Source organism: Micromonospora auratinigra (genome assembly GCF_900089595.1).
GTDB classification, from domain to species: domain Bacteria; phylum Actinomycetota; class Actinomycetes; order Mycobacteriales; family Micromonosporaceae; genus Micromonospora; species Micromonospora auratinigra.
Window position 1 is genome coordinate 1,614,355 of record NZ_LT594323.1, and the last position, 25,118, is coordinate 1,639,472.

Genomic DNA, 25,118 nt, shown 5'->3' on the forward strand with positions numbered 1-25,118 from the left:
CGCAACCGTAGTCGATCAGTCCGGCAGGCGGGGGGCCTCCGTCCCCGGCCCACGGCCGAGCAGCGCCGCCCGGGTCAGCGCCGTCGCGCCGAACCGGTCCCGCACCTGGTCGACGGCCGCGTCCAGGTCGGGGCCCGGGTCGCGGGTGAAGGGCAGGGTCAGCTGCACGTGCCCGTCGTCGAGGTTGCCCACCGCCACGCCGATCAGGGTGACGCCCCGGTCCACCAGCTCCGGCCGGGCCGCCCGCAGCAGCGCGCGCGCCGCGCCGAGCAGCGGGCCGGTCTGCGCGGTGGCCCGGCCGAGGGTGTGCGCCCGGGTGGCCCGGGTGTAGTCGCCGAAGCGCAGCCGCAGGGTGACCGTGCGACCCGTGCGGCGGGCGGCCCGCAGCCGGCCGGCCACCCGGTCGACCAGCCCGGCCAGCACCGCGTCGAGCGTGTCGGGGGAGTGCGGGCCGGCGCCGAGGGCGTGCTGGGCGCCCATCGAGGAGCGGCGTCGCCCGACCTGCACCGCGCGGGGGTCCCGGTTGTGCGCGAGGGCGTGCAGGTGCCGGCCCGAGCCCGCGCCGAGCAGCGACACCAGGGTGGGCTCGTCGAGCCGGGCCACCTGTCCGACGGTCCGCAGGCCCCGTTCCCGCAGCTTCGCCGCGGTCACCGGCCCGACGCCCCACAGCCGCTCCACCGGCAGCGGGTGCAGGAAGGCCAGCTCCCGCTGCGGGGGCACGACCAGCAGACCGTCGGGCTTGGCGACCCCGCTGGCCACCTTGGCGAGGAACTTCGTCCGGGCCACGCCGACGGTGATCGGCAGCCCGACCTGCTCGCGTACCGTGCGGCGCAGGGTCGCGGCGATGTCGGCGGGTGGCCCGACCAGACGGCGCAGGCCGCCGACGTCGAGGAACGCCTCGTCGATGGAGAGTCCCTCCACCAGCGGGGTGGTCCGCCGGAAGATCTCGAACACCGCCCGGCTCGCCGCCGTGTACGCGGCCATCCGCGGCGGCACCACCACCGCGTCCGGGCAGAGTCGGCGGGCCTGCCGGCCGCCCATCGCGCTGTGCACCCCGCGCGCCTTCGCCTCGTAGCTGGCGGCCAGCACCACCCCGCCGCCGACGATCACCGGCCGGCCGCGCAGCCGCGGGTCGTCGCGCTGCTCGACCGAGGCGTAGAACGCGTCCAGGTCGGCGTGCAGGATCGTGGCGTCGGTGGACACCGGCACATCTTCGCACACCTGTTCGACACATGGAGGCTGACCTGCACGGAACTGCCGGTTCAGACACCCCGGGTGCCGGGCCGGCCGGGGGAGCGGCGCAGCGAACTCGGCGCGTCGACCCCCGCCCCGTCGCTCACGCTCACCCCGAGCCGCTCGACCAGCTCACCGCCGAGCCAGCCGGTCACGCCGGCCAGGACGATGCCGGCGAAGCCGCAGATCAGCGCCAGGGCGTTCGGGTCCCAGTTGTCGGCGGCGCGACGCGCCAGCCAGCTCACCGCGAACAGCACCAGCACCACGACGTTGCCGAGGCCGTGCGCCGCGCCGACCCGCTTGGCCCGCGTTCCCGCCGGGATGGCGCTCCAGTCGATCAGGCCGAACACGGCGGCGACCAGGCCACCGACGATGCCGGCCCCCATCGTGTACGCGGCGGAGATCTGGAACCCCGCCCGGTCGGTGACCAGGTACAGGATGTCGAAGATCACCGAGGTGGCCAGCAGCCCGAGGGGGAACACGATCAGGATGGGGTGGATTCCGTGCCCCATCGCCTTCGCGCGACTCTCCATGCCGTTCTCCTGTTCTCCGCCCCCAGGCCGGCCCGGGGTTCCCCGTCCCGACCGGACTACACCTGGGCGCTGACGGAGATCGCCTGGTGCGGGGCGCGGCGGACGATCGCCAGCCGGTCACCGCGCGCGGTCACCGTGGCCCGCCCGCCGCGTCGCCGCCGCACGGTCAGGTCGACGGTGGCACCGCCCACCCGGACACCCTCCAGCCGCAGGTCGGGCAGCCACTCGGGCAGATGGGGGTCGACGAAGACGGTGCGCAGCGGGGCCGCCGGCCGCAGCGCCAGCAGCGCCTGGACCAGGGCGATGACCGCACTGGCCGACCAGGCCTGCGGGGAGCACGAGTTCGGGTAGACGCCCGGAAAGGGGTGGGCCGGGTCGCGCGGGAGCCCGCTGAGCACCTCGGGCAGCCGGTGCCCGTCGAAGAGCGCCGCCGCGGCGAACATCCCCTCGGCCAGCCGGTGCAGGTGGGCCCAGCAGCCGTACCGGGCCAGCCCCAGGCCGACGGTGCCGGCCTCCACCGGCCACACGCTGCCCCGGTGGTAGCTGAACGGGTTGTACGCCGGGTGGTCGGCCGAGAGCGTCCGCACCCCCCAGCCGCTGAACATGTCGGGGGCGAGCAGCCGGTCGGCGACCCGCGCGGCCACCCGGGCCGGCACGATGCCAGTGGTCAGCAGGTGCCCGTCGTTGGAGTTGGTGGAGCGCACCGGCCGCTTGTCCGGCCCGAGCGCCATCGCGTAGCAGCCCCGCTCGGGCAGCCAGTACGCCCGGTGGAAGCGTCGCCGCAGCGCCCGGGCCCGGACGAGCAGGGCCGCGCCGCGCGCCGGATGGCCGGTCACCGTGAACACGACGGCCGCGTGCCGCAACGCCGCGTACCAGTAGCCCTGCAGTTCGCTGGTGGCGATCGGGTTCGGCACCACCCGACCGTCCTCGTCCACGATCGCCGTGTCGGAGTCCTTCCAGCCCTGGTTCTTCAGCCCTGCCCGGGACCGGCAGTGGTACTCCAGGAAGCCGTCCCCGTCGGGGTCGCCGTACCGCTCGATCCAACCCAGCGCCCGCCGGGCCGTGGGCAGCAGGTCGCGCACGGTGTCCAGGTCGCCGGTCCAGGCCAGGTACTGCCCGAGGAAGACCAGGAAGTCCGGTGCTGTGGACCAGTCGCCGTAGTACCCGGTGAACGGGTTGAGCCCGAGCGCGGAGACCGGTCCCCGGCGGGCCTCGTGCAGCGGCTCGCCCGGCTCCTCGTCGCGCCAGTCGTCCAGCCGCTGACCGAGGTGGTGGGCGTTGAGCCGCAGGCTGTCGGCCAGCATGGTGGGACCGGCCAGCAGTGCCTGCCAGGAGGCGGTCATCGTGTCCCGCCCGAAGATCTCCTGGTAGATGGGAAGCCCGGCCATCGGCGCGGCCGGCCCGGCCGGCTCGCCGAGCGGTAGCACGGCCAGGTCCTCCACGGCGCACCGCCAGGCCGCCGTCACGTCGAAGTTGCTGCTGCTCAACCCCGCCAGCTCGGCGGCGAGCCGGACCCGGGCCCGGGCGGCGGGATCGTCGGGCTCGGTGAACACCGGCGGGGGAGCGGCTCGTCGTGCCCCGTCGAAGACCGGCTCCACAAGCAGCTCGACCCGGGCGCTGCCGCCCGGTGGCACCGCGAGGTCGACCCGGAACGCGCCGTCGGCGTACGTCACCGGGGGGTCGGCCCGGATCCGGACCGCGACCGACCGGTCCAGCTCCGCGCGCAGGTAGCTCAGGCGCAGTTCACCCGTCGCCGGGTCCCAGCGGGCGTCGACGTCACCGTGCTGCAGCCGGCGGCCGGTCTCCGCCTCGCTGGTGTCGGCGAAGTCCGCCTCGACGCGGATCTCCAGCGCGAACCGCAGTGGCCGCGCGGCGTAGCTGGCCACGGTGAGCCGGGTCCGCAGCCCGGGACCGACGAACCGTTCGGTCATCAGGTACGCGGCCCGCGACGGCAGCTGCTCGCCGTCACCCAACTCCGCGTACGAGAGCTGGGCGTGCCCGCTCACGTTCGCCGTGCTGAACGGGACCGGCTCCCGGCCGTCGACGGTGATCCGTTCCCGGCTGAGCACCCGGGTGTTGTCGACGAAGAAGCCGTGCGGGTCGGTACCGGCGATCCGCCCGCGTACGTCGGTGACCAGCGTGCTCCACCCGCTCGCCAGATAGAGCAGGTCGGGCCGGACGCGTAGGTTGCGCACCGCGGTCATCGGCGGCCTGTACCCCTTTGCCGCCCCGCTACACGCCGTGACTCACGGGTGACGGTGGGCCCGGTCTCGGGCTACCAGCTCCACGGCCAGCGCGATCGCCACCGTCTCCACGGCCAGCAACGTCACCAGGATCAGCAACTGGGTGGCGCCGGCCCGGACCGGGCCGGCCCCGCCGAGCAGCACCCCGACGAACGCGCCCGGCAGGGTGACCAGCCCGACCGTGCGGGTCTGGTCCAGGGCCGGGACGAGCGCCTGCCCGGCGGCGGGCCGGCAGATCTCCAGCGCGGCGTCGCGGGGCAGCAGCCCCAGGGCCAGGCCCGCCTCGTACTCGCCGTGCCGGGCGCGCAGCTCGTCGAGGGTACGCCGGCCGGCGAGGCTGGTCGCGGTCATCGCCCCGCCGATCAGGATGCCCGCCGTGGGCAGCACCACCAGCGGCGTCGCCGGCAGCGCCCGGCCGGCCAGGAGTACGCCCAGGCTCGGCGCCACCCCGGCGGCGATCGCCAGCGGGGCGAGCCGGCGCGGGCAGCCGGGCCCGATCCGGCGGGTCGCGGTGACGCTCGCGACCACGTACATCAGCAGCACGAACAGCACGCTGCTCCACCAGGCCCGCAGCACCGCGACGATGACCAGGGACACGGCGCCGAGCTGGACGGTGGCCCGGGCGGCGGCGGTGAGCACGCTCCGGGCCCGGCCCAGCCCGCTCAGCCGCAGCACCGCCGCCCCGGCCACGGTGAGCGCGCCGAGGGTGACGGCAAGCGCCGGGCCGATCGCCACCGTGCCACCGCTCATCCGGTGAGGGTATGCGGCGGTGGCCGGCCGGCGGGTGGGTACCCGCCGGCCGGCCCGCCGATCACCGGCCGTAGACCTCGAACTCGTAGAGCGAGAAGCCGTACGAGGTGGCCCGCTTGACCCCGTACATCCGCACGTAGCGGGCGGTGGTCGGGGCGAAGGTCACCAGGTCCACGCCGCCGTTGCCGACGGTGGTGGCGAACACCGGCGTCCAGGTGCTGCCGTCGCCGGAGACCTCGATCCGGTACCCGGTGGCGTAGGCGGACTCCCAGCGCAGCACGACCCGGCCGACGCCGCGCGCCGCACCGAGGTCGACCCGGATCCACTGGTTGTCGTTGTACGAGCTGGCCCACCGGCTGCCCAGGCTGCCGTCGACCGCTTTGTCCGGGGTGTAGCTGGTGAGGAACTGGGTGCTGGAGGCGTTCGCCGGGCGACCCTGGGCGAGGTTGCCCACGTCGTCGCCCCGGTGCGCCGGGAAGGAGACGACCTGCTGGTAGGTGGGCCGGTTCTGCCAGCCGATCAGCGGGTGGGTGATGCCACCCAACCCGGACTGGGCGATGGCGTCGGCGCACCACTGGTCACCGGCCCCGCACTTCGCGTCGCCGGGGTAGACCGTGGTGGCCGGTACGGCGGCCGCCTGGCCGAGGGCGTCCAGCAGCGCCTGCCGGCACCCGCCGAGGCTGCCGTTGCCGCAGTACGTGCGGCCGAGGCCGCCCGCCACCGGGTCGCCGAGCACGGCCCGGATGTCCTTGTCGACGTACCCCCACCAGCCGTACTGGAACGACGAGCCCTTGTGCGGCTGGCCCTGCAACGCCCAGACGGCGGTGCCGTCGCGGCCGCCGTTCTGCCCGCCCGAGGGCGCCTCGTTGACCTCGATGGCGTCGACGAGGGCGGCGTAGAGGTCCGGGCCCAGGCCGGGGCGGAACTCGGCGGACGCCAGCAGCGGCCACCAGGCGTCGAAGATCCGGATCGCGTCGGCGTGCTGGTAGACCTTCGAGCCGGGAGCGGTCTCGACCCGGCGTGCGCCGGCCTGCCGCCACGCCTGGAGTTTCGCGACCGCGTCGGCCAGCGCCGGGTCGGTGACCGGCTGGCTGGTCAGCACCCGCAGCAGGTTGCCGAGCACCTGCTCGCCGCGCAGGTCGGTGACGGCCGCGTCGGCCATGATCCGGACCACCCCGGCCCGGTCCAGCTTGCCCTGGGCGATCGCCGCGCGCACCCGCCCGTCGAGCAGGTCACCCCGGTGCACCGAGCCGAAACTGAAGTTGCCGTCGGCGGCGCCGTAGTCCTTGGCCTGCTTGTTGTTCCAGCTGACGTAGTAGTCCTGGTTGACCGACTGCGGGTGGGCGGCGGGCGGGGTGTAGCCGGCGGTGTTGGTGTCCGGGTTCCAGCTCGCCCACTCGTACGCGGCGTCCGCCTTCTGCGGCAGGTTCGGGTCGGCCCCGCCCGCGCGTACCGGGTTCAGTCCGGAGTTGTAGTACGCCGCCTCGGTGGAGTTGACGTAGAACCAGTTGAACGCGTACCCGACGTCGGCCGCGGACTGCTGGAACGCCGCCGCCGAGCCCATCGCCGCCGGGTCGTTGTACGCCTGGAAGCCGATCGCCGAGTCGGCCTCGTGCCGGTACGTCGAGCGCAGCTTCGTGAAGGCCACCGGCTGCCCGTTCACCAGGCCCCGGTGCGAGACCAGGCCGTACTTCGTGCGCAGTGCGCGCAGCGTGTACGAGCCGGCCGGGGTGGAGTCGGCGAGCGTCGGCGACCAGGAGTTGGTGTGCTCCAGCACCTCCATGGCCAGGCACTGGCCGTGGTAGAGGTAGCGGCTGGACTGCAGGGTCGGGGCGCTGCCGTCGGTGGTGCACAGCGGCACCGCGTACGTGTCGGTGAGATCCTGGCTCGCGGAGGTGGCGCTCCACGCGTAGTCCTGGCCCCGCCCGAGCAGCACGTAGAGGTTCAGCCCGGCGAAGGCGGCGCCGCGGGCGCTGACCCCGGGGCCCTGCAACTCCTGGAGCATGAGCAGTTGCGGGGCGAAGTAGCCGGTCTGCGGGCCGAACACGGCCACCGGGTTGCCGCTGGTGGTGTGCCGGCCGGAGACCACCACCGCGTTGGACATGCCGTGCGACTTCAGCCCGGCGAGCCCGCTGAGCAGGCCCTCGGTCGTCTTGCTGCCGCCGCTGCTGAGGGCGGCGGCGCCGGCGGAGCCGGTCCGGTTGTAGACCAGCGGCTCGGCGGCGACGGTGCCGGCGTCGGGCAGCGCCACGCTGGGCGCGTTGGCGGCCGCCCCGCCGTACGGGAAGCTCTGCCCGTCGTGCAGGGTCAGCACGGTCTCCGGGTCGTTCTGCTGGCGGAACGCCTGCCACACCTGGTCACCGGTGGTGGTGCCGTACTTGGCCCGGGCGGCGATGCGGACGAGCGCGGACTGGATCTCCGAGCCACCGCCGCCGCCGAAGAGGCCGCCGACCACGCCGGCGGTGGCGATCAGGTCGGTCATGGTGAAGTGGGTCGGCTTGCCGGCGCCGGTCAGCACGTACTCGCCGGGGTAGTTGTCGTCGGCGATCGACTTGTCGATGTAGGCGTTGACGCCGGCGATGTAGTCCCCGACGTCGGTGTAGAGCTGCTGGCCCCGGGCGCCCTTGAGGCGCAGCGCGTCCACCTGCGCCTGCAGGTCGGCCTCCGTGTACGGCGAGTTGGCCCAGACGCTCTGTTCGAGGTCGCGGTTGCCGGGCGCGCCACCGGCGAACGAGGTGAGGGTGCCCCGGCCGACGTGGCGCAGCAGGTCCATCACCCAGAGCCGGTCCTGCGCCCCGGCGTAGCCGGCGCCGAACATGGTGCCGGCGCGGGTGGTGCCGGTGACGTGCGGTACGCCGGTGGCCTTGTCCCGCACGATGGTCACGTCGGCGCGGGGCTGGATCCGGCTCTCCACCAGGGCGTCGGGGACGCCGAAGGAGGCGTCGTTGTAGAACTGCGCGATCTGCTCGTCGGTCAGCCCGGCGTAGCCGTAGACCAGGTTGGCGTACTCGTCGAGCTGGTCGCTGGAGTGCGCGGGGCGGGTGCCGAGGGCCTGGTGGGCGAGGATGCCGGCGAGGGTGGCGTTGCCGTTCTCGCCCGGCGGCAGGATGTCGGCGCACTGGCCGAGGCAGTAGTCGTTGGCGGCGAACGTGGTGGCGGCGAGCGCCGGTGACGGTGGAACGACCGTCAGGGCGCTCGCCGCCGCGGTGAGGGCCGCGGTCAGCACCGCGAGCCGGGCACGGGTGGTGGTACGGGTCATGGCGGATCCTCCGGGGGTGCGGAGTCGGGCCGGTCCGACGCCCGGCGGCCAGGTACCGACCTCTCGCCCTCCGCGCCCGGGCGTCACACCCGGAGGTGAGAATCACTCATATCTACCTCCGGGTAATGATCGATGGCGTTCCATGCCACGGGATAGATGCCGTTCACCACCCGCGAATGCCGACTTTCCGCCCGGATCAGTCCCAGGACTGGCTGATGTTGACCATCCAGTGTGTCCCGAAGCGGTCGACGCAGGCGCCGTACACGTCGCCCCACATCTGCTTCTCCAGCGCCACGGAGACGCTGCCGCCCTCGCTGAGGCGGCCGAAACAGCGGGTCAGCTCGTCGGCGTTGTCGCCGTTGAGGATCAGCGACACGTTGTCGCCCGGGTGCAGCTCCATCCCCGGCGGCGCGTCGGACCCCATGATCACGTAGCCCCGGTCGGTGCGCAGCAGCCCGTGCATGATCTGCTCGGCCAGCGCCGGCTCCGCGCCGCCCATCTCGCCGAACGTCATCAGCTGCAACTCCCCGCCGAAGACGTCGCGGTAGAACTCCATCGCCGCCCGGGCGTCACCCCGGAAGCTCAGGTACGGGTTGAGTCTCGAACCCACGTCGGCTCCTCGCGTCCACGGCCCGGGCGGGATGCCCGGTCCCGGATGGACAACGAGGCGCGGGGCCCGGGGGCGCGGTGGAGGTGGCGCCGTTGACACCCCCACCGCTCTCCCCGCCGGTACGCCGTCAGTCCTTCTGGAACGACTGGCGCACCACACCGCCCACCAGGGCGCACCAGGTGGTGGTGCTGACCTTGCCGTTGGGCTCCAGGCCGTGCAGGCGCTGCAGGTCCTGCAGGGCCTTCTTGGTCACCCAGTCGTACTCGCCGGTGAGGGCGACGTCCGCGTAGCCCTTGGAGTTGAGCATGAACTGCACGGCGGTCACCGGGATGCCGGTGGCGTCCTTCTCCAGCTCCGGCGCGAGCGTCTCCCAGGTCGGCGCGGTCAGGGTGGCGTCGACGTCGACCGGGATCCCGTTGCGGGCCTGCCAGTCCTGCACCGCGGCCACGGTGGCGGCGTCGAAGACCCCGGTGACCGGCACGGTGTAGCCGCGGAAGGTGAGCAGGTACTGCGCGACCTTCACCACCGGGCCGCCGACGAAACGCCAGATGTCGGGCCAACGGCGGGCCGGCACGTCGGCCAGGTCGGTGCCGAGCTTGGCGAAGACGGCGCGTCGCAGCGCCGGGAACTCCCGGTAGAACATCGCGCCGGGGCACTGGGTGGACCGGAAGTCCCAGTGGCCGAAGATGTCGTGCGCGTGCAGGCCGTACTGCTCGCAGATCGTGGTGCAGAGCTTGGTCAGGGCGGCCAGCAGCTCCTGCGGCGGCGTCTCGGTGACGTACGTGCCCTCGTTCTCGATGCCGATGGCCCGGCCGTTCTCGCCCGGGCAGTGCGCCGAGATCATCTGCCGGTCGCCGGCCTCCAGCCGCTCCAGGCTGCCGTGCCGGCCCTCCATCACGTACCCGCCCCGGCTGACCGTGAAGTGCTGGCCGGTGTCCGACCAGTGGTTGACGTCCAGGTGCAGGTCCTGGCAGTCGCGGGCGAGCTGCTTGGCGTGCTCCTCGGAGTAGTCCGTGACGTTCGGGAACGCCATGTGGTGCACGATGATCTTGTTGGTGGCGATCGCGCTGATCGACAGCGGGTCGGCCGGCGGCCGGGCGCCCCACTCGTCGCAGCTGATGATCCAGTCGAGGTCGGCGCCCGGCGCGGCCTGCGCGGCGGCCGGGAGGGCGAGCTCGCTCCCGACGACGGCGACAGCGGCGGCGCCGAGTCCGGCCCGCAGCAGCGTACGGCGGTCCAGCTCGGGGTGGTCGAAGTGCATGTCATCTCCTCTGTGGCCGGTCGCAGCGGCCCACGGCGGCACGCGGGAACGGGCGGCGGCCCGGGCGGACGCCCTGAAAAGGACCTCCAGAAACCGCGCGTGTTGTGGAGGATATTGCCAGCGACGGGCGAGCGCCAGAGGCTGAGCCGGATCGATGCGCACCGGCCGCCCGGCCGGTGCGCCGCCCCGGGCCGGGAGAGCGGGCAGCCGGCCCCGACGGTGGTCCGTGTCCGAGCACCGGGACGGGCGACGCCGGACCCGGCACCGTGTGGCACCCTTGGTGCCGTGCAGAGCCCCAGCTCAACCGGCATCCTGGTGACGCTGGCCGTCCTCGCCTGCACCGGCCTGCTCGGCTGGTGGTGGCGTCGCCGCGACGGCCGGCTGCGCCGTCCCGCCCCGAGCACCGCGCCCGCCCCGGCGGCCGCGCTGGCCGGCATCGGCGTACCACCCGGGGTGGTCACCCTGGTGCAGTTCTCCGCCCCGGTCTGCGCGCCCTGCCGGACCACCCGCCGGGTGCTGACGCAGCTCCGCTCCGACCTGCCCGGCCTGCACCTGATCGAGGTCGACGTCGAGCAGCACCTCGACGTGGCCCGCGCGCTCGACGTCTGGCGCACCCCGACCGTGCTGGTGGTCGACGCCACCGGACGGGTGGCGCAGCGGGCGGCCGGCGTACCGTCCGCCGACGCGCTGCGGGCGGCGCTCACCCCACTGCTCGCCGAGGCCCCCCGGTGACCGCCCTGGTGCTGACCCGGCGGCGGGTGGTGGACCACGGCCGGCTCGCGACGAGCCTCTGTGCGTCCTTCCGTCCCGCCTGACCGACCGACCCCTCGTCCGAAACGGAACACCCATGCCGCTCGACCCCCGCGGGCCGCGGTTCGCCGCCGCCCTCACCTCCGTCGTCCTCGCCGTCGCCCTGGCCACCGGCTCCGGGCTGCTCGTCGGTGCCCAGGCCGTGATCTTCGCGATCACCGCCGCCAACCCCCGCCTCGGGCCGTACGGCCTGCTCTACCGGACGCTGGTGGCCCCGCGCCTGGAGCCGCCCGCCGAGCTGGAGCCGGTGGCGCCGGTCCGCTTCGCCCAGCTGGTCGGCCTGGTCTTCGCCGGCCTCGGCGCGACCGGCTGGCTGGCCGGCGTACCGGCGCTGGGGCTGGCCGCCACCGGCGCCGCGCTCGCCGCCGCCTTCCTCAACGCCGCCTTCGACCTCTGCCTCGGCTGCGTCGGCTACCTGGCGATCCGCCGGCTGCTCGGCCGGCCGCTGGCCGCCCGGGTGCCCGCGCCGACCCGCTGACCGTCTCGGGTCGTTCCCGCCCGACCCGCTGACCGATCCGGACCATCCTCGCCGCGGTGCCGCCGCGCCGCCTCCCCGGGCGGCCCACGACGCGGCGGCCCGTGGCCCGGTGGCCCGGGCTGACAACCGGCCGGGGGCCCGCCTATCCTCGACCGGGTTCGATCGCGGGGGAGGACGACGGATGAAGCTCGGTGAGGCGCTGGCGGACCGCGCCGACGCGGTGCGCCGCGTCGAGCAGCTGCGGACCCGGATCGTGGCGAACGCGCGCTACCAGGAGGGCGAGACGCCGGCCGAGGACGCGGGGCAGCTCCTCGCCGAACTCGACGAGGTGCTGGCGCGGCTGGAGACCTTGATCCGCCGGATCAACCGGAGCAACTCGTCGTTCCCGGTGCCCGGGATCGGCACCCTCACCGACGCGCTCGCCCGCCGTGACGTGCTGCGGCTGCGCCACGCCGCGGTCAGCGCCGCCGCCGACGCGGCCGCGGGCGGGCGGGGGCCCGCCCGGCAGCTCCGCTCCGAGTTGCGGATGCTCGCGGCGCTGCCGGTGGCACAGCTGCGGCAGCGGGCCGACGGGCTGGCCCGCGACCTGCGCGAACTCGACGTGGCGATCCAGCGCGCCAACTGGGAGGCCGACCTGCTGGACTGAGGACTGTGGAGCAGGTAGCCGTCGCGGAGGCGAGCACACCCGGACCGGCTGTACGCCGGCCCACCCTTTCTGGCGCGCGGTGGGCAGCGCAGGGGTTCGACTCCCCGGACGCATCACGCAGCCCCGCACCCGCGCACCGGGAACAGCGCACGACACACCGCGCATCACCACGTGCAGGTCCACGACGGCGAGGGCGGGCAAGGGGCACTCCACATCCGCACGGCGCAGGAACCGCTTGTCGCGGGCGGTCTCCGGGTCGTCAACCGTGGGGCGCGGCGTCCAGGTCGAGCTCGCGCCGCCAGATCCGGTGCCAGCGCTCCGGCGCCGAGGGGGCCGACCACCGCGCGGCGGGACCGTCCGGGTGGACGCCGCAGGCCGGGCAGGCCCGGCCCGGTCGACGCCGCTCGGTGCCGCAGGCCAGGCAGTGGGTGGCCGCGTCGACCCCGGCGGCCCAGCGTTCGAGGACCGCCCGGACGACCGTGGCGAGCGGTGCCGTCGGGTGGCGCTCCGGGTCGGGACAGTAGGCGATCCGGGACCAGCCCCACGAGCTCCAGGGCGGCGGGTTCGGTGGGGTCCGCCGGCCCGTCGCCTTCTCCCGGCGCCGGCGGGCGGCGTACTCCTCTGCCCGCGGCAGCACCACGTCGCGGGCCCGTTGCAGCTCGTCGGCGGCGCGCCCGAGCGCGTCGAGGTCGTCGGTGAGCCGACGCGGGATGGCGGCGGAGACGACCAGGTGGTGCCAGGTGGCCCGGAACCCGTACGGCGCGCAGTGCAGCGTGCACTCGCGCAACGCGTACAGCCGGCGCTGCGGGGCGAGGGTGCGGTCGCAGACCCGGCGCGCCTGGGCCGGGAAGCTGGTCACCGGAGCCGCTCGGCAAGCGTGGCCCGCAGGTCGTCGGGCAGCCCGTCGCGCGCCAGCAGGTCGGGCAGCAGCCGCGGCTCGGTCAGGTACGCCCGGAACGCCTGCGCGATCGTCACCCCGTGCGCCGGACGGTCCCGCACCGTCACCGGGTCACCGGCCCAGATGTCACCCGGCTCCAGCACCCGCAGGTACGCGCCCGGACGCATCGCCCGGGTGAAGGTCTTCACCCACCGCGGCTCGCCCATCTTGTGCTGGAACGTGACGCACGGGATCCGGCCGAACGTCGGCTGGAGCACCAGCCGCGGGCCGACGTGCCACCGCTCGCCGATGACCGCGCCGTTGACGTCCACGCCCTCGGTGGTCAGGTTCTCGCCGAACAGCCCGTCGGCGAGCGGGCGGCTCAACCGCGCCTGCCACCAGTCGTAGTCCTCCCGCGCGTACGCGTAGACCGCCTGGTCGTCACCGCCGTGGTGGGCGATGTCGAAGATCTGGTCGCCGACGAGGCCACTGTGCAGTCCGGTCGTCTTCGGCCCGGGCGCCCGCACGTGCACCAGGCGGTCGACCGGCCGCTTGTTGATGCCGGTGACCCCGACGTCCTTGGCCGGGTTGGGCTCCGGCACCGCCAGGTTGATCGACACGACCCTGCTCACCTGCGGGAGCCTAACCAGCCCCGCCGCCACGCACCGCCCCATTTCCGTCCGGGGGCGCAGCGGTCCGGTCAGCCTTCGTCCGCGCCGGACACGGGTCGGGCCGGAGGGCCGGCCGGGCGGGCCTTCTGCGGGTGGGGTGTCTCGTGGCGGGCCAGCATGGCGACGAACTCACGGATCTTGCGCTCGCGGGTCTCCGCGCGTTTGACGGCGTTGAGCCGGTGGATCAGCGAGAACCGGTTGGTCCTGGTGAGGACGTCGAACATGGCCTGGGCGGCGGGCTCGGCGGCAATGGCGGCGAGCAGGTCGTCCGGCACCTCGGCCTCGGACGGCGGGGCGTAGGCGGCGGCCCATCGTCCGTCCGCCTTCGCGGCCTCGACCGCGGCCCGGCCCGCGGGCGTCATCCGACCCTGCTCCTCCAGCCGGGCCACGTGCTCCACGTTGCGCCGCGACCAGGAGCTGCGCGGCCGGCGCGGGGTGAACCTGATCCAGGAGCTCTCCGCGTCCCGGGCCCGGGCCTGCCCGTCGATCCAGCCGAAGCAGAGCGCCTCGTCGACCGCCTGCTGCCAGGTCAGCGTGGTGACCGTGCCGCCCTTCTTCGTCAGGGCCAGCCAGACCCCGGGCGACGTGGCGTGGTGCGCCGACAACCAGTCGCGCAGCGCGGCCGCGTCGGCGACGACCACCTCGTCCAGCTCGGCACCCGGCATGGCGACAGGCTACCGGCCGCCCGGGCCGACCGGGGACCGCACGCCGAGCCACTGCTCGGCGTCCCAGGCCCGGAACCGTTCCACCTCGGTGAAGCCCAGCCTGGCCGCGAGGCGCAGCGAGGCGGTGTTGGCGGTCTGGGTGGTCAGCACCACCGGCTCGCCGGGGCGGACGCCGTCGAACCAGTCGAGGGCCGCCGCGCACGCCTCGGCGGCGTACCCGGATCCCCACGCCCGGGGCAGGAACAGATAGCCGAGGTCGGCCTTTCCCACGGCGGCCGGACGACGGTGCGCGGTCGCCCTCCGCAGCAGGATCTGGCCGATCATCGCCCCGTCGCGGGCCACGACGAAGCTCCCGGGCCACCGCTCGGGCACCTCGGGCAGCTCGCGGTCGAGCGCGTCACGCTCGCGGGGACCACCGAGGTAGGTGTGCACCTGCGGCGACGCCAGCAGGTCGAGGAACGCCGCCCGGTCCCGGGCCTCGGCCGCGCGCAGCAGGAGCCGCGCGGTCCGGATCGGCGCGGGCGGCCAGGGGACGCCTCCGAGGTCACTCACGCCGGCCAGCCAACCAGTGGGCCCGGTGCCGAGCAAGCCCGGGACCGCGGATCCGTCGACGCCCTGAGCTGACCGGCGCGCCCTATCCGGCGCCGAGCTGCTCGCGCAGGATGTCCGCGTGTCCACAGTGCTGGGCCAGCTCGCGCAGCACATGCAGGTACACCCACCGCAGCGGCAGGGGACCCCGCCGGTGCCCGGGCAGGACGTCGTCCAGGTCCAGGGTCGACGTCGCCCGGCGCGAGGCGGCGCAGGCTTCGCGGTGCGCCTGCCGGACGGTGGCGATCGTGTCGTCGTCGGCGAGGACGAACGAGTCCTCCGACGACTCCGGGATGCCGATCTCGGCGCGCGACCGGCCGGTCACGACCTCGTCGAACCAGACCCTCTCCACGAAGGTGGCGTGCTTGACCAGACCCAGCAGGGTGGTCCGGGAGGCCACCAGCGAGCGGCGTGCCTGCTCCTCGGTCAGCCCGTCCAGGCAGCCGTCGAGCGCGGCGCGGTGCTCGTCGAGGAACGCCTCGAACTGGGCCCGGGCCGGCAGCGCGACGACCCGGTCCGCGAAGGTCGGCGGGAAGGAAGGCATGGGCGAAGCATTGCAGACCGTCGCCCGTCGCCGTGGTCACCGGCTGCCCGCACCGCCGTCCGCGGCGAGGGCTTGGCCACCCCGCAGGGCTGCGGCCAGCTGGTCCAGGCCCAGCGAGCCCAGCTCCAGCGCGTGGCGGTGGAAGGCGCGCCGGTCGCCCGGGAAGGCGGCACGGCCGGCGCGCCACACCCGTTCGCCCGCCGCGTAGGCCAGCGCCTGCCCCGGCCGGCCCAGGTAACGCGCCAGCTCGCCGGAGGCGTACGGCCCCTGGTGGCAGCGCTCGCGCAGCAGCTCCAGCGCGGCCTGCGGCGTCCACACCGCCCGGTCACCGGAGCGCATCGGCAGGCGCAGGTGCAGGCCGATGTCGAGCACCACCCGGGCCGCCCGCAGCAGCCGCAGGAACAGGTACCCCAGCCGAGCGCCCGGCTGGTCGTAGCACCCGAGTTCGTCCATGAACCGCTCGGCGTACAGGGCCCAGCCCTCCTGGCTGCCGGAGAGGCCGCCGAGCAGGTTCAGCCGCTGCCCGAGGCCGCCCCGGCAGACCTCGTGGCCGAGCTGGAGGTGATGACCGGGCACCCCCTCGTGGTAGGCGGTGCTGTAGGCCCACCAGGTGGGGAAGCGCGTCTCACCCTCCGGCAGGAACCACCAGACCCGGCCCGGACGCGTCAGGTCCCGCGACGGTCCGGTGTATCCGGTGCCGGACGACACGGTCACCCGCGACTCGATGCGCCGCAGCGGGGCGGGGATGTCGAAGTGCACGCCGTCCAGCCGCGCGACGGCGGCCGCCAACAGCTCCTGCAGCCAGGCCGCGAACGCCTCCCTGCTGTCCAACGTGCCGGGCGCGTCGGGGCGGTCGAGCCGGGCGCGCACCTCGGGCACGCTGCCGCCCAGGGCCTTCGCCTCCGCGACCAGCTCCGCCTCGGTCGCGCGGAACTCGTCCCAGCCCCAGTCGTACAGCTCGCGCAGGTCGGGCTGCGCCGCCAGGAACGTGCGCACCCAGAGGGCGTACCGCTGTCGGCCGAACGCCTCCTCCTCGACGGCCCGCGGCGCCAGGTCCGCGGCCAGCAGCTCGGCCAGTTTCCGGTACGCCGCCCGGGCCCCGGTGGCCGCGGCCTGCAGCGACGCCCGCTGGGGCCCCTCGCCGTAACGCTCCACCAGCGCGACGTCGTCGTCGATCCAGGTGCGGCAGCGTTGCCTGACGAGTTCCACCTGACGCCGCGCCGGCACCTGGCCGCGCTCCGCGGCGATCAGGAGGCTGCGAGCGTATCCGTCCAGGGCGGTGGGGATCGCGGCCAGCCGCGCGCCGACCCGGGCCCAGCCCTCCTCGACGGCCGCGCCCCCGACATCGCGCCCGGGCACCGCGGCCTCGACCGCCTGGCGGATGAGCTGGAGCGGACCGGTGGCCGCCACGTGCAGTTCGCGCAGGTCCTCGCCGGCCTCGTGGAAGGCGATCCGGGTGTGCAGCCGCTCGGCGAGGTGCGCGTGCAGCGGGGTCACGGCCGACCGCGGGTCGGCCAGGGCGTCGAGCGCGCGCAGGGCGCGGGCGGCGAGGTCGGCGCGGGCCTGGTGGCCCTCCGGGCCGTAGTCGGTGAGGCCGTCGACATCCTGCTCGCCGGCGTCGACGACCGCGGTGCAGGGGTCCAGGGTGGCCATCTCGCGCAGGAGCCGGTCCGCGAGGTCCTCGATCATGCGCGCCAGCCTAGGGGCTCGGCCCGGCCGCCGACGCCCCTCGATACCGCGCCGACCGTGCCCGCCTACGGCTCCCGGGGCCTGGACGCCGCGCTGCTGCTGATCCCCGGGGGCGGGTTCCTGCCCTGGACCGATCCCCGGGTGGTCGGCACGGTCGACGCGCTGCACAACACCGGCCGGGTACGGGCGGCGGAGGACACCTTCACCCGCCTGCTCGACCTGCGCAACGACGTCGGGCTGCTCAGCGAGGAGTGCGACCCGGCGGCGGGCCGGCAGCTCGGCAACACCCCGCAGGCGTTCAGCCTGGTCGGACTGGTCAACTCGGCGCGGCAGCTCAGCGGCGCCAGCACCCGCACCTCGGCCAGCCGGGCGGAGCAGCGCACCCGGGCGTGAGCCGGCCTCCTACGATCACCGGATGTACGCGCCGACCTACCCGATCCGCACCGCGCGGCTCACCCTGCGCCCGGTCACCCTCGACGACCTCGACGACGTGCACGCCTACCAGCGCCGATCGGACGTCGTCCGGTGGATGCGCGGCGCCGGGCCGCGGACCCGGGAGCAGTCCCGGGCGTCGGTGCGCGCCATGGCGGCCGAGGACGCGTTGCGGGCGGAGGGCGACTGCCTGACGCTGGCGATCGCCACCGGAGCGGGCGTGATCGGCACGGTGGAGCTGGTCTGGCGCAGCCGGCCGGACCGTACGGCGGAACTCGGCTACGTGCTGCACCCCGACCACGGCGGCCGTGGGCTGGCCACCGAGGCCGCCACGGCGCTGCTCGACTGGGGCTTCGGTGAGCTGGGGCTGCACCGGGTGTTCGCCCGTTGCCACGCCGGCAACGAGGCGTCCGCCCGGCTGATGTCCCGCCTCGGCATGCGCCGCGAGGCGCACCACGTACGCAGCTACCTGTTCCGGGGTGAGTGGGCCGACCAACTGGTCTTCGCGATCCTGGCCGACGAGTGGCGGGCCCGGGCCCGGTGAGCGGGGCGGGGCCGGTCAGCGGCCGGCCGCCGGCGCACCGGTGGCCGCCGGCAGGCATGCGGGGCGCCGGAACGGGTAGGCGCGGCGCCGGGGAGGCGGTCGCCTCCGGGATCGAGGGGGAGCATGGTCGCCACCGCCGTCGCCGTGGTCATCGTCGTCGCGATCGTGCTGCTCGTGCTGTCGTTGAGCGTCCGGCTGGTGCAGCAGTACCAGCGGGGCGTGGTGTTCCGCTTCGGCCGGGTGCTCGACCGGCTCCGGCAGCCCGGCTTCCACCTGATCGTGCCGGTGGCCGACCGGATGGTGCGGGTCAGCATGCAGACCACCGTGATCGGGGTGCCCGCGCAGGGCGTGATCACCCGCGACAACGTCACGCTCACCGTCGACGCGGTCGTCTACTACCGGGTGGTCGATCCGGTGAAGGCGCTGGTCAACGTCCGCGACTACCCGTCGGCCGTGCTCCAGGTGGCGCAGACCGCGCTGCGCTCGGTGATCGGCAAGGCCGACCTGGACACCCTGCTGCGGGACCGGGACCGGATCAACGCCGAGTTGAAGTCGGTCATCGACGCCCCCACCGAGAAGCCGTGGGGCCTGCTCATCGAGCGGGTCGAGGTCAAGGACGTGGCGCTGCCGGAGGGGATGAAGCGCTCGATGTCGCGCCAGGCCGAGGCGGAGCGCGAACGGCGGGCCCGGGTGATCGCCGCCGACGGCGAGTTCCAGGCGTCCCGGCGGCTGGCCGACGCCTCCCGGGCGATGGCGGACACGCCCGGGGCGTACCAGTTGCGGCTGCTGCAGACGGTGGTCGACGTGGCCTCGGAGAAGAACAGCACCCTGGTCATGCCCTTCCCGGTCGAGCTGCTGAAGTTCTTCAACGCGGTTGCCGAGGGGGCGCGGCCGGCGGAGCAGGCGCCGCCGCTCGGGCCGGTCACGGAGAGCGTCGCGGTGGCCGCCGAGGGGGACGGGCACCGCCCCGCCCGCTGACGGGACAGCGTATATACCGCCTAGCTGTATATCCTCGCGAGCATGACCGACAGTCCGCTGCGGGAACCCACGTTCCTGGTCCTCACCGCGCTGGCCGAGACGCCCCGGCACGGGTACGCCGTCATCGAGGACGTGCTGCGCGTCTCCGACGGCCGGGTCCGGCTGCGCGCCGGCACCCTCTACGCCGTCCTCGACCGGCTGCGCGCCGACGGCCTCATCGAGGTCGAGCGCGAGGAGGTGGTGCAGTCCCGGCTGCGCCGCTACTACCGGCTCACCGCCCTCGGCGCGACCCGGCTCGCCGACGAGGCCACCCGACTGCGCCGCAACGCCGACGCCGCCGGGGCGCGGCTGCGCCGGGCCGGCCTGCTCCCGCAGGGAGGAGCGGCGTGACCGACGAGAAGCTGGAGCGCCGTTACCGTCGGCTGCTCGCCGTCTACCCGTGGGAACACCGCCGGGCGTACGAGGAGGAGATGCTCGCCGTCCTCCTGGCCGGCGCCCGCCCCGGTCAGACCCGGCCCGACGCCGCCGACGCGCTCGACCTGGTCGGCGGCGGCCTGCGGGCCCGGGCGAGGGCGGGTGCGCGGCAGTTCACCGCACCCGCCTGGGTGGACGCCGCCGCCGTCACCGGGCTGCTGGCCGCGCTGCTGCTGCTCGCGTCGGCCGCGAAGGACCTCGCCGACCGGCTCGTGCCGAACCCCGACGTGCTGGTGTACGTCCCACCGACCGGTGCCGACCTCCTCGACTGGCTTCGGGTGGCGGGGTGGCTCGCCGTGGCCGTGGCGACGCTGCTCGGTTGGCTGTGGCTCGCCGCCGGCCTGGCCTGGACGGCGGTGGCCGCCTGGGGTGTGCTGGTGGGCAGGGGCCTGCTCGACCAGCCCGGGTTCACCGTCTCCACCCTGCCGCAGCTCACCCTGGCCCTGATGGCGGCGACCGCGCTCACCGTGCCCACCGCCACCCGGCGGGCGGTGTCGGTGCTGGGCGTACGCCGGCTGGTGGCCCTGGTCCTCGCGCCGCTGGCTGGCACCGCGGTGCTCGAACTGAGCCGGCTCAGCCAGGCCAGCACCGACCTGGTCGGCGCCGTGCCGGTCCACGTCTTCTATGGCCTGCTGGGCGCCCGCAGCGAGGCCCTGCTCTGGCTCTACGTCGCGGTACTGGCCGGGGCCGGCCTCGTCCTGCTGGTCAGTCTGGCCACGCTGGCCCCGCCGGTGCGGGTGCGGGTGCTGGTCGCGCTCAGTCCGCTGGCCGCGCTCGCCCTGGTCATGGACAACATGCACACCTGGCCCGGGTCGGTCGTGCCGCTCGACGCGGGGGAGGTGGCCCTGCTGGTCCTCGCTCCGCTGACCACCTTCCTGGCCGGCGTGCTGCTGGTCCGTCGCCGGGAGGAGACCCGACGCCTGCTGGCGCTGGGCCGCGCCGCCGACCGGAACTGACCGCCCCGACAGGGCCAACCGGTGGCCCCGCGCTCAGGCCGGGGCCACCGGCGTCCGCTCACCCGCCTGCTCCGGCACCGCCACCGCCGCCGGCTTCGGCAGGGTGAAGACGAACCGGGCGCCCTCGGCGTACCCGTCGTCCAGTCGCAGCGTGCCGCCGTGGTACTCGACGATCTTCTTGCAGATGGCCAGCCCGATCCCGGTCCCGTCGTAGCTGCCCCGGGGATGCAGCCGCTGGAAGATCAGGAAGATCTTGTCGGCGTAGCGCGGCTCGATGCCGATGCCGTTGTCGGCCACCGCGAACGACCAGCCGTCGGCCTCCTCGGTCGCCTCGACGCGGATCCGGGGGGCCCGATCGGGACTGCGGAACTTCACCGCGTTGCCCAGCAGGTTCTGCCACAGCATGGTCAGCAGCGTCGGATCGCCGTTGACCACCGGCAACGGGTCGGCGACGACCTGCGCCCCGGCGTCGGCGATCGGCCCGGACAGGTTCGACTCGGCCTGGGCCAGCACCTCGGCCAGGTCCACCTCCCGGTCGTCGCCGTAGACCCGGCCGATCCGGGAGAACGCCAGCAGGTCGTTGATCAGGCTCTGCATCCGGGTCGCCCCGTCGACGGCGTACCCGATGTACTGGCGGGCCCGGTCGTCGAGCTGGTCGGCGTAGCGGCGGTGCAGCATCTGGCAGAACGAGGCCACCTTGCGCAGCGGCTCCTGCAGGTCGTGCGAGGCCACGTAGGCGAACTGCTCCAGGTCCTCGTTGGAGCGGCGCAGCTCGTCGGCCTGCTGTTCGAGGGCGTCGCGGTGCCGGCGGCTGGTCTTCAGCGCGTCGACGACCCGCTGCCGCATCGTCTCCACGTCCGCGGTCAGCCGGGCGATGTCCGCCGGGCCCTCCGGGGTCAGCCGGTGCTCGAAGTCGCCGCCCGCGACCTGCCGCACCGAGGCGCCGAGGCGGCCCAGCGGGCGCAGCACGGTCAGCCGGACCAGCACCGAGATCACGATGCTGGAGAGCAGCAGCGTCGCCAGGATCGCCACGAACAGCACGTCGCGCACGGCCCGGGCCCGGTCCAGGTCGGCCCGCCCGGCCGCCTGCTCGCGGTCCAGCCGGCCCTCCAGGGACTTCAGGGCGGCCTGGGCGGCGTCGAAGGCCAACCGGCCACGCTGGACGATCGGGGCCAGGTCCACCGGGGACGCGCCACCGCGCCGGGCGGCGATCAACCGGGTCGGGAAGTCGGCCCGCCACCGGTCCGCCAACCCGAGCGCCGCGTCCAGCTCCCGGCGGGCCGCCGGCTCGTCGGCGAGCAGCTCGCGGGCCCGCCGCGCGGTGACCCGCTCGGCGGCCACCCCGTTCTCGTACGGGCCCAGCAGCACCGGGTCGCCCGTGATCACGTACCCGCGCACCGCCGCCACCTGCTCCAGCAATCCGGTCTCCAGCCGGCTCACCGCGGTGCGCGCCGGGGAGATCCGATCGGCCAGCCGGTTCGACACGGCGGCGGTGTGCGACAGCGCCACCGCCCCGACCGCGCCACCGGTGAGCACCAGCACGGTCATCGCGATCATCATGACGCTCAGCCGCCGGCTCGTGGTCATCCCGGACCGCCGGCCCCCGGAGGCGGGCCGGTCCGCCGTCGCTGCGCTGCTCACGGCAGCACCCTAACCGAGTGCCGGGCGGGTTGCGCGCAACCGCGGCCCGGCCTTGCCCCGGTCCGGTACCTGGTGGCCGGGTGTCCGTAACCGACCATCCGCCGCCGGGCCCGGCCCGCCCCCGGTCCACCGGTCCCTCGACCGCCCGCCGCCCGCGCTGCGGTGTCGCCTTCCGGACGGCGGAAGCACCCGTTGCGCCGATGGCCCGCAGCTCCCCGGCGACCAGAATGATCAGCGAGACGGGGGCCGACACCCGTCCCTGGAGCGCCGTGGAGTACCTCGCATGAGCGGCTGGCAGCTGTCCGGCTACACGCCCGTCCGTCGGCTCGGCGCCGGTGCGTCGGGCAGTGTCGTCCTCGCCACCCACGAGGCGACCGGCACCCCGGTCGCCGTCAAGTACCTGGTGCGCGACCTCGGCGAGGACTCGTCCTTCCGGACCGCCTTCCGGCAGGAGGCCCGGCTGCTCGGCGAGATCGACGACCCGCACGTCTCCCGGCTCTACGAGTACGTCGAGAGCGACGAGGGCGCGGCCATCGTCATGGAGCTGGTCAACGGCGTCTCGCTGCGGCAGATGCTGCGCGCGCAGGGTCCCACCACGCCCGAGTCGGCGCTCTGCGTGCTCAAGGGCTCGCTCGCCGGTCTCGCCGCCGCGCACGCCCACGGGGTGGTGCACCGCGACTACAAGCCGGAGAACGTGCTGGTCACCGGCGACGGGGTGAGCAAGCTCGCCGACTTCGGCATCGCCATGCCGATCGGTGAGGGCTCCGACACCACCGTCTCCGGCACGCCCCGGTACATGGCCCCCGAACAGTGGACCGGCGCCCCGGCCAGCCCCGCCTGCGACATCTACGCGGCCACCGCGACCTTCTACGAGTGCCTGACCGGCAAGCCGCCGTACGACGGCGGGAACCTGTTCGCCCTGCGTGAGCAGCACGCCTCCGCACCGATCCCGACCGACCCCGCCCCGCTGCCGGTGCACGAGCTGCTCCGGCACGGCATGGCCAAGCAGCCCGACCAGCGGCCCCAACCCGCCCAGGTCTTCCTGGAACTCCTCGACCGGGTGGCCGGCACCGCGTACGGGCCGCAGTGGGAGGAGCGCGGGCTGCGGGAGCTGGCCCGCCGGGCCGCCCTGCTCGCCGCGCTCTGGCCCTTCCCGGACGGCGCGGGCGGCGCCACCAGCGTCGCCAGCACCGCGCTCGGGTCCGCCGCGGCCTCGACCCCGACCCGCCGCGGCCTGCTGCACCGGGGGCGCAAACGGACGCTGCTCGCGAGCGGCACCCTGGTCGCGCTCCTGCTGGCCGGCGGCGCCGGCTGGAGCTACGCCGCCAACGACGGTCCCGTGGTCGCCGACCCGCCGGTCGCCCCCACCGGCCCGACCCCGACCCCGACCGGCGCCGGCACGCCCGCCGCCACCGCGACGGACAGCCCGACGCCGAGCCCGGACCCCACCACCGGCGCGCCACCGACCGGCACGCCGTCGGCCGACCCGACCGCCACTCCCGCCCCGACCCGCAGCAGCCGGCCGACCCGCCCGCCGGTGCGCACCAGCACGCCGCCCGCGCCGCCGACGAGGAGCACCGCCCCGCCACCCCCGCCCGACGTCACCGCGCCCGCCGTCGGCGACCTCGCCGTCGACCCGAACCAGCTCGAACCCAAGGGCTGCCCGTACGGCATCCAGACCAGCACCGTCACCGCCACCGCCAAGGACGACCGCAGCGGCCCCACCGCGCTGCGGGTCAGCTTCCGGTACACCCTCGGCGGGGTGGTGTCGACCGTGCCGATGAGTGGGAACGGGCAGGGCGGCTTCCGGGGCAGCCTCGGCCCGCTCGCCATGCCGAGACTGAGCACCCGGATCCCGATCCAGGTCACCGCCTTCGACGCGGCCGGCAACGCCGCCACCTCGGCGTCCACCGTGTACGTGACCCTCTACAACTACTGCACGCCCGGTTAGGAGTACGACGTGTCCGCTGTGCCCAGCCCCGCCGTCACCCCGGGGCGGTCCGCGTGACCCGGCCGGAGGAGCCCACCGAGGCGCTGCCGACCCGGGCGCTGTCGTTGCCCGCCGACCCGGGCGCGACCGTCGACCTCGACCGCACCACGGCGTTCGGTGCCCCCGGGCCGGCGGTGCACCCCGACCCGACCGTCCACCCGGGCGCGAGCGCGCCGGCCGCCACCGGACGGCCGAGCACCGAGGAGCCGACCGCTCACCTGGGCTCGCCGGACGCCACCGTGCACCTGGCGGCGGGGGAGCCGACGGCGTACCTGGGCTCGCCGGACGCCACCGTGCACCTGGCCGCGGGGGAGCCGACGGCGTACCTGGGCGCGGCGGGGACCAGCGCCGGCGGGGGCGCCGAGCCGACCGCGTACCTGGGCGTGCCGGGAGCGACCCCGTCGGTCGGCGGGCCGACCGCGTACCTGGGCGGTGCCGACCGGACCACGTACCTCGGGGGTGCCGACCGGACCGCGCACCTCGGCGCGGTGCCGGCGGCCGGGCCGCCCGCCGGGACCGGCCCCGCCGCGCGGTCCGGGGCGACCGACCGCACCGTCAGCTTCGGCGCGCCGGACGCGGCCACCACGCACTTCGGCCCACCCAGTGCCGCCACCGGACCGGCCGGCCCCGGCTTCGGCGGGACGACCGGCGCGTACCCCGGGGGCACCGCGACCGCGCGCCCGACGAGCGGTGCCGGTGCGCCGGGGTCCGGTGGCGAGCTGCGCTTCGGGCCGGGTGTGCCGGCCGCGCCGCCCGGCGCGCCCGCCTGGCCGGCCGTCGCCCCGCCGCGCCGGCCGCGTCCGGTGTGGCGCCGGGTCGTCTCGGTGCTCTCCGGCCTGCTGACCCTGGCGCTGGTCGCGGTGGTCGGCCTCTACCTGTGGCAGCGGCTCAGCCCGCTGGAGGTGCAGGGGGTGACCGTCGCGGTGCCGCGGCCGGCCGGTGACCGGTGCGACGTCACCGTCGACGTGGTCGCCACGGTACGCACCAACGGTCGCGGCGGCGTGCTGCGCTACCAGTGGTTCCGCTCGGACGCCCCGCCCGGCGCCGTGCTCACCGAGCGGGTCGGCCGGGGTCAACGCACCGCCACCCTCACCCTGCGGTGGACGTTCAGCGGGGTCGGCGCCACCACGGAGACCGCCACCGTCAACCTCATCGAACCCTCGCCGGTGCAGGCCGGCACCCAGGTCACCTACCGCTGCCGGCGGGGCTGACCGGGTTTCCGCGCCGGGCGGGTCGGGTAGGTCCG

The 25,118-nt window shown here is 75.1% G+C and carries 24 protein-coding genes; 10 read left to right on the forward strand and 14 right to left on the reverse strand.

Annotated features, from left to right (window positions below):
• Positions 1-15 precede the first annotated feature (15 nt).
• From dinB to GA0070611_RS07190, 7 genes are all read right to left on the reverse strand, one after another.
• Complete coding sequence (gene dinB, locus GA0070611_RS07160; RefSeq protein ID WP_091672595.1) at positions 16-1,203, reverse strand: DNA polymerase IV; 1,188 nt, start codon at positions 1,201-1,203, stop codon at positions 16-18.
• A 59-nt stretch (positions 1,204-1,262) separates the two neighbouring features.
• Positions 1,263-1,766 (reverse strand): DUF2231 domain-containing protein, encoded by a 504-nt coding sequence (locus tag GA0070611_RS07165; RefSeq protein WP_091659562.1) that lies wholly within the window; start codon positions 1,764-1,766, stop codon positions 1,263-1,265.
• Positions 1,767-1,822: 56 nt separating this feature from the next.
• Positions 1,823-3,970: an amylo-alpha-1,6-glucosidase gene (locus tag GA0070611_RS07170; protein WP_091659565.1), complete on the reverse strand. Its 2,148-nt coding sequence runs from the start codon at positions 3,968-3,970 to the stop codon at positions 1,823-1,825.
• Positions 3,971-4,012: 42 nt separating this feature from the next.
• Positions 4,013-4,759: an ABC transporter permease gene (locus GA0070611_RS07175; protein WP_091659570.1), complete on the reverse strand. Its 747-nt coding sequence runs from the start codon at positions 4,757-4,759 to the stop codon at positions 4,013-4,015.
• 61 nt (positions 4,760-4,820) lie between these two features.
• A complete protein-coding gene (locus GA0070611_RS07180; protein WP_091659575.1) occupies positions 4,821-8,018 on the reverse strand; it encodes a penicillin acylase family protein in 3,198 nt (1,065 codons plus the stop codon).
• Positions 8,019-8,214: 196 nt separating this feature from the next.
• Entirely contained in the window at positions 8,215-8,628 is a 414-nt protein-coding gene (locus tag GA0070611_RS07185) for a VOC family protein (RefSeq protein ID WP_091659580.1), read from the reverse strand.
• A gap of 127 nt (positions 8,629-8,755) precedes the next feature.
• The gene (locus GA0070611_RS07190; RefSeq protein WP_091659583.1) at positions 8,756-9,889 is read right to left on the reverse strand and encodes a peptidoglycan recognition protein family protein; all 1,134 of its coding nucleotides are present in this window, start codon (positions 9,887-9,889) and stop codon (positions 8,756-8,758) included.
• A gap of 285 nt (positions 9,890-10,174) precedes the next feature.
• Here GA0070611_RS07190 and GA0070611_RS07195 point away from each other — a divergent pair, with 285 nt between their 5' ends.
• From GA0070611_RS07195 to GA0070611_RS07205, 3 genes are all read left to right on the forward strand, one after another.
• On the forward strand, positions 10,175-10,621 hold the full coding sequence (locus GA0070611_RS07195) for a TlpA family protein disulfide reductase (protein WP_231921356.1): 447 nt from the start codon (positions 10,175-10,177) through the stop codon (positions 10,619-10,621).
• Between the two features lie 115 nt (positions 10,622-10,736).
• A complete protein-coding gene (locus tag GA0070611_RS07200; protein ID WP_091659589.1) occupies positions 10,737-11,177 on the forward strand; it encodes a DUF4395 domain-containing protein in 441 nt (146 codons plus the stop codon).
• A 181-nt stretch (positions 11,178-11,358) separates the two neighbouring features.
• Entirely contained in the window at positions 11,359-11,823 is a 465-nt protein-coding gene (locus GA0070611_RS07205; protein WP_091659592.1) for a DIP1984 family protein, read from the forward strand.
• Between the two features lie 259 nt (positions 11,824-12,082).
• Here the strand turns inward: GA0070611_RS07205 and GA0070611_RS07210 are convergent, their stop codons facing one another.
• The 6 genes from GA0070611_RS07210 to GA0070611_RS07235 all read right to left on the reverse strand — a co-directional run bounded on the left by GA0070611_RS07210 (position 12,083) and on the right by GA0070611_RS07235 (position 16,857).
• Positions 12,083-12,682, reverse strand: a complete 600-nt coding sequence (locus GA0070611_RS07210; RefSeq protein ID WP_091659597.1) for a hypothetical protein — start codon at positions 12,680-12,682, stop codon at positions 12,083-12,085.
• Positions 12,679-13,332, reverse strand: a complete 654-nt coding sequence (locus GA0070611_RS07215) for an MOSC domain-containing protein (RefSeq protein WP_091659601.1) — start codon at positions 13,330-13,332, stop codon at positions 12,679-12,681. Before GA0070611_RS07215 ends, GA0070611_RS07210 begins: the two co-directional genes overlap by 4 nt.
• Positions 13,333-13,400: 68 nt before the next feature.
• Complete coding sequence (locus GA0070611_RS07220) at positions 13,401-14,036, reverse strand: YdeI/OmpD-associated family protein (RefSeq protein WP_091659604.1); 636 nt, start codon at positions 14,034-14,036, stop codon at positions 13,401-13,403.
• Positions 14,037-14,045: 9 nt separating this feature from the next.
• Positions 14,046-14,588, reverse strand: coding sequence for a GNAT family N-acetyltransferase (locus tag GA0070611_RS07225; protein ID WP_091672598.1), 543 nt, complete (start codon positions 14,586-14,588; stop codon positions 14,046-14,048).
• Positions 14,589-14,670: 82 nt separating this feature from the next.
• Positions 14,671-15,168 (reverse strand): DinB family protein, encoded by a 498-nt coding sequence (locus GA0070611_RS07230; protein WP_091659607.1) that lies wholly within the window; start codon positions 15,166-15,168, stop codon positions 14,671-14,673.
• Positions 15,169-15,204: 36 nt separating this feature from the next.
• The gene (locus tag GA0070611_RS07235) at positions 15,205-16,857 is read right to left on the reverse strand and encodes a DUF885 domain-containing protein (protein ID WP_091659610.1); all 1,653 of its coding nucleotides are present in this window, start codon (positions 16,855-16,857) and stop codon (positions 15,205-15,207) included.
• A 57-nt stretch (positions 16,858-16,914) separates the two neighbouring features.
• Between GA0070611_RS07235 and GA0070611_RS07240 the strand changes: the two genes are divergently transcribed.
• The 5 genes from GA0070611_RS07240 (at position 16,915) to GA0070611_RS07260 (ending at position 20,241) form a co-directional block, all read left to right on the forward strand.
• Positions 16,915-17,250 carry a glycoside hydrolase family 15 protein gene (locus GA0070611_RS07240; protein ID WP_231921357.1) on the forward strand — a complete coding sequence of 112 codons (336 nt, stop codon included), beginning with the start codon at positions 16,915-16,917 and terminating at the stop codon, positions 17,248-17,250.
• 22 nt (positions 17,251-17,272) lie between these two features.
• The gene (locus GA0070611_RS07245; protein ID WP_091659614.1) at positions 17,273-17,833 is read left to right on the forward strand and encodes a GNAT family N-acetyltransferase; all 561 of its coding nucleotides are present in this window, start codon (positions 17,273-17,275) and stop codon (positions 17,831-17,833) included.
• Between the two features lie 123 nt (positions 17,834-17,956).
• The gene (locus GA0070611_RS07250; RefSeq protein WP_091659618.1) at positions 17,957-18,811 is read left to right on the forward strand and encodes an SPFH domain-containing protein; all 855 of its coding nucleotides are present in this window, start codon (positions 17,957-17,959) and stop codon (positions 18,809-18,811) included.
• Positions 18,812-18,853: 42 nt separating this feature from the next.
• Positions 18,854-19,201, forward strand: coding sequence for a PadR family transcriptional regulator (locus tag GA0070611_RS07255; protein WP_091659621.1), 348 nt, complete (start codon positions 18,854-18,856; stop codon positions 19,199-19,201).
• Positions 19,198-20,241 carry a hypothetical protein gene (locus GA0070611_RS07260; protein ID WP_091659625.1) on the forward strand — a complete coding sequence of 348 codons (1,044 nt, stop codon included), beginning with the start codon at positions 19,198-19,200 and terminating at the stop codon, positions 20,239-20,241. The genes GA0070611_RS07255 and GA0070611_RS07260 overlap by 4 nt, the downstream gene beginning before the upstream one ends.
• Positions 20,242-20,274: 33 nt before the next feature.
• On the opposite strand, the gene GA0070611_RS07265 is transcribed toward GA0070611_RS07260, so the two are convergent.
• Positions 20,275-21,882 (reverse strand): sensor histidine kinase, encoded by a 1,608-nt coding sequence (locus tag GA0070611_RS07265; RefSeq protein ID WP_197675871.1) that lies wholly within the window; start codon positions 21,880-21,882, stop codon positions 20,275-20,277.
• A 283-nt stretch (positions 21,883-22,165) separates the two neighbouring features.
• Here GA0070611_RS07265 and GA0070611_RS07270 point away from each other — a divergent pair, with 283 nt between their 5' ends.
• Both GA0070611_RS07270 and GA0070611_RS07275 read left to right on the forward strand, forming a co-directional pair.
• Complete coding sequence (locus tag GA0070611_RS07270) at positions 22,166-23,833, forward strand: serine/threonine-protein kinase (protein ID WP_091659634.1); 1,668 nt, start codon at positions 22,166-22,168, stop codon at positions 23,831-23,833.
• A gap of 53 nt (positions 23,834-23,886) precedes the next feature.
• Positions 23,887-25,083 (forward strand): hypothetical protein, encoded by a 1,197-nt coding sequence (locus GA0070611_RS07275; protein WP_091659637.1) that lies wholly within the window; start codon positions 23,887-23,889, stop codon positions 25,081-25,083.
• Positions 25,084-25,118: the final 35 nt, after the last annotated feature.